Here is a 3,711-nt window from a genome sequence, read left to right as displayed (position 1 = left end):
CCAAACGCCTGAATCCCCGTCTGTGCGCGGCCTAGGATGAGGGCGTGGATGTCGTGGGTGCCTTCGTAGGTGTTGACGACTTCGAGGTTGACGAGGTGGCGGGCGATGGGGAAGGTGTCGCTGATGCCGTTGCCGCCGAGCATGTCGCGGGCGGTGCGGGCGATGTCCAAGGCTTTGCCGCAGGAGTTGCGCTTCATCATGCTGGTGATTTCGGGGGCGTCGATGCCTTCGTCTTTCATGCGGCCTAGGCGCAGGCAGCTTTGCAGGGCCAGGGTGATCTCGGTTTGCATGTCGGCCAGCTTTTTCTGCACCAGTTGATTGGCGGCCAAGGGGCGGCCGAATTGGTGGCGGTCGAGGGTGTAGCGGCGCGCGGTGTGCCAGCAGTCCTCGGCGGCACCGAGTGCGCCCCAAGCGATGCCGTAGCGGGCGCTGTTCAAGCAGGTGAAGGGGCCTTTCAAGCCGCGCACGTCGGGGAAAACGTTTTCTGCGGGGCAGAAGACCTCGTCCATCACGATCTCGCCGGTGATGCTGGTGCGCAGGCCCACTTTGCCGTGGATGGTGGGGGTGCTGAGGCCCGCTGCACCGCGCTCAAGCACAAAGCCTCGGATCTCGTCGGCCTCGTCCTTGGCCCAGATGACGAAGACATCGGCGATGGGCGCGTTGGTGATCCACATCTTGCGGCCCGTGAGCTGATAGCCGCCCGGCACCGCCCGAGCGCGGCTGCGCATGCTGGCGGGGTCAGAGCCTGAGTCGGGCTCGGTCAGGCCGAAGCAGCCGATCAACTCGCCGCGCGCCAGTGGGGGCAGCAAGCGCTGGCGCAGGGCCTCGGTGCCGAAGCTGTGGATCGGCAGCATCACCAGCGAGCTTTGCACGCTCATCATCGAGCGATAGCCTGAATCGACCCGTTCGACCTCACGCGCTGCCAGCCCGTAGCAGACCTGATTGAGCCCACCGCCGCCACACTCCAGCGGCAACGTCGAGCCCAAGAGTCCGAGCGCACCGAACTCCTTGAACAAACCGGGATCGGTTTGTTCGTGGCGAAAGGCGGCGCAGACCCGGGGGGCGAGGGCTTCTTGGCAAAAGCGCCGGGTCGCGTCACGCACTTGGCGCTCGACCTCCTCAAGCTGCGCCTCAAGGTGCAGCGGGTCGTCCCAGAGAAAGCGTTGGTGCGTAGCCATGGCGGGTTCAGAGGTGGTTCAGGGGGGTTAGGCCGTCGCTTCGAGGCTGGCCCCGAGGATGGCCAAGCCTTCGTCGAGTTGGGCGTCGGAAGCGGTCAGCGGCACCATCAGGCGGATGACGTTGGCGTCTGAGCCGCATGACAGCAGGATCAAACCGCGCCGGGCCGCTTCGGCGATCACGCGGCGGGTGCGGTCGGCGTCGGGCAGCAGCAAGTTGCCGTCGCGGCCGAGCTCAATGGCCACCATCGCGCCCAAGCCGCGCATGTCGGCGATGCACGGGTGCAGCGTTTGCAAGGCGCTCAGGCCGGTGCGCAAGCGTTTGCCCAGCTTGGTGGCGCGCTCCAAGAGGTTCTCGCTCTCAAACACGTCCATCACGGCCAAGGCTGCGGCACAGGCCAGCGGGTTGCCGGCGTAGGTGCCCCCAAGACCGCCGGGTGCCGGGGCGTCCATGAGCGCGCTGCGGCCCAAGACGGCCGAGATCGGCATGCCGCCAGCCATCGACTTGGCCATGGTGATCAGGTCCGGCGCGATCCCGGCGTGTTCGTACCAGTGCTCGCAGGCCAGCCAACGCCCGGTGCGGCCGGCGCAGGTTTGCACCTCGTCGGCGATCAACAAAATGCCGTGCTGATCGCAGATTTGACGCAGGCGCTGCACCCATTCGATGGGCGCGATGTGGAAGCCGCCTTCGCCTTGCACGGGCTCCAGCAAGATGGCGGCCACGCGGCTGGGCTCGATGTCGGCCTTGAAGAGGTGTTCGATGGCGTAGAGCGAGTCTTCGATGCTCACCCCGTGGCGTGGGCTGGGGAAGGGCGCGTGGTAGACCTCGGCCGGGAAGGGGCCGAAGGACTTTTTGTAGGGCGAGACCTTGCCGGTCAGCGCCAAGCCCATCATCGTGCGGCCATGAAAACCGCCGCCAAAGGCGATCACCCCAGGGCGGCCGGTGGCGGCGCGGGCGATCTTGATGGCGTTTTCCACCGCCTCAGCGCCCGTGGTCATGAAAAAGCTCTTCCAGTGGATGCGCTGTTCGCCCTCGGCGGTTGCACCCGGGGCGCGGGCGTTGAGCTTTTCGGCCAGTGCCACATAGGGCTCGTAAGCCAGCACTTGGAAGCAGGTATGGGTGTAGTGCGCCAGCTGAGCTTGGACGGCGGCCACCACGGCGGGGTGGCGATGCCCACTGTTCAGGACGGAGATGCCGCCAGCAAAGTCGAGATAGCGTTGGCCCTCGACGTCCCAAACCTCGGCGTTGTCGGCGTGCTGCACAAAGATCTCGTGCGTCTGGCCCAAGCCCGCAGGCAATGCAGCGCGGCGGCGAGCCATCAGTTCAGCGTTGGTGGAAGGGGTGCTTGAGACGCTTGTTGTTGTGGACATGATGGAAAGCCGGTGGTGTGACGGCCGGTGGTTGAGGTGGATGTCGGTGTTCTTGTGTGGATCTTGCGTGGATTCTGCCCAAGATGGTGGCCGGTAGAATCGCCGCCATTCCATCATCCGACGCAGTGACCCGCCGCCCAAGCGCTGGGAACCCCATGAAAGCTTCAGAAATCCGTTCGACCTTCCTGAATTTCTTCGCCTCCAAGGGCCACCAGATCGTGGCGTCCAGCCCCGTGGTCCCGGGCGACGACCCGACCTTGCTGTTCACCAACGCCGGGATGAACCAGTTCAAGGACGTGTTCCTTGGCTTTGACAAGCGGCCCTACACGCGCGCCACCAGCAGCCAAAAGTGCATCCGCGCCGGCGGCAAGCACAACGATTTGGATAACGTGGGTTACACCGCGCGGCACCACACGTTTTTCGAGATGCTGGGCAACTTCAGCTTCGGCGACTACTTCAAGCACGACGCCATCAGCTATGCGTGGGAGCTGCTGACGGTGCATTTCAAGCTGCCGAAAGACAAGCTCTGGGTCACGGTTTACTCGGAAGACGACGAGGCCTACGACATCTGGCACAAGGTGGTCGGCGTGCCGGCCGAGCGGATCATCCGCATCGGCGACAACAAGGGCGGACGCTACATGTCCGACAACTTCTGGATGATGGGCGACACCGGCCCCTGCGGCCCCTGCACCGAAATCTTCTTTGACCACGGTGAAGGCATCCCCGGCGGCCCACCGGGCAGCCCAGAAGAAGACGGCGACCGCTACATCGAGATCTGGAACAACGTCTTCATGCAATTCAACCGCACCGAAGACGGTGTGATGCATAAGCTGCCCAAGCCCTCGGTCGATACCGGCATGGGTCTGGAGCGCATCACGGCGGTGCTGCAACACGTACATGCCAACTACGAGATCGACTTGTTCGTGGCCCTGCTGGCAGCGGCCAAGTCGGCGGTGGAATCAGCGGGTGGGGTGGATGTCGATCCAGCCTCGCCGAGCTTGAAGGTTATCGCCGACCACATCCGCGCGTGCTCCTTCACCATCGTCGATGGCGTGATCCCGGGCAACGAAGGTCGCGGCTACGTGCTACGCCGCATCGCCCGCCGCGCCATCCGCCACGGCTACAAGCTCGGTGCCCGCACGCCGTTCTTCCACAAAATCGTGGC

The 3,711-nt window shown here is 64.7% G+C and carries 3 protein-coding genes; 1 reads left to right on the top strand and 2 read right to left on the bottom strand.

Features of this window, described 5'->3' with window-relative positions; genetic code table 11:
- A partial coding sequence (locus AC3VI7_RS12350) for an acyl-CoA dehydrogenase (protein WP_489669412.1) occupies window positions 1–1,178 on the bottom strand: 1,178 nt, incomplete at its 3' end.
- A 27-nt stretch (window positions 1,179–1,205) separates the two neighbouring features.
- Window positions 1,206–2,546, bottom strand: a complete 1,341-nt coding sequence (gabT, locus tag AC3VI7_RS12345) for a 4-aminobutyrate--2-oxoglutarate transaminase (RefSeq protein ID WP_489669411.1) — start codon at window positions 2,544–2,546, stop codon at window positions 1,206–1,208.
- A gap of 155 nt (window positions 2,547–2,701) precedes the next feature.
- Between gabT and alaS the strand changes: the two genes are divergently transcribed.
- The coding region (gene alaS / locus AC3VI7_RS12340; protein WP_489669410.1) for an alanine--tRNA ligase at window positions 2,702–3,711 on the top strand (1,010 nt) is incomplete at its 3' end.

The sequence above is a fragment of the Leptothrix toolikensis (SeqCode) genome (assembly GCF_057922285.1).
Note: the sequence above shows the minus strand (reverse complement) of the source record. Positions and strands in the feature narration are given on the sequence as shown.

Coding starts and splice junctions, on each gene's coding strand:
- gabT (WP_489669411.1), bottom strand. CDS start 2,546: ATGTCCACAACAACAAGCGTCTCAAGCACCCCTTCCACCAACGCTGAA.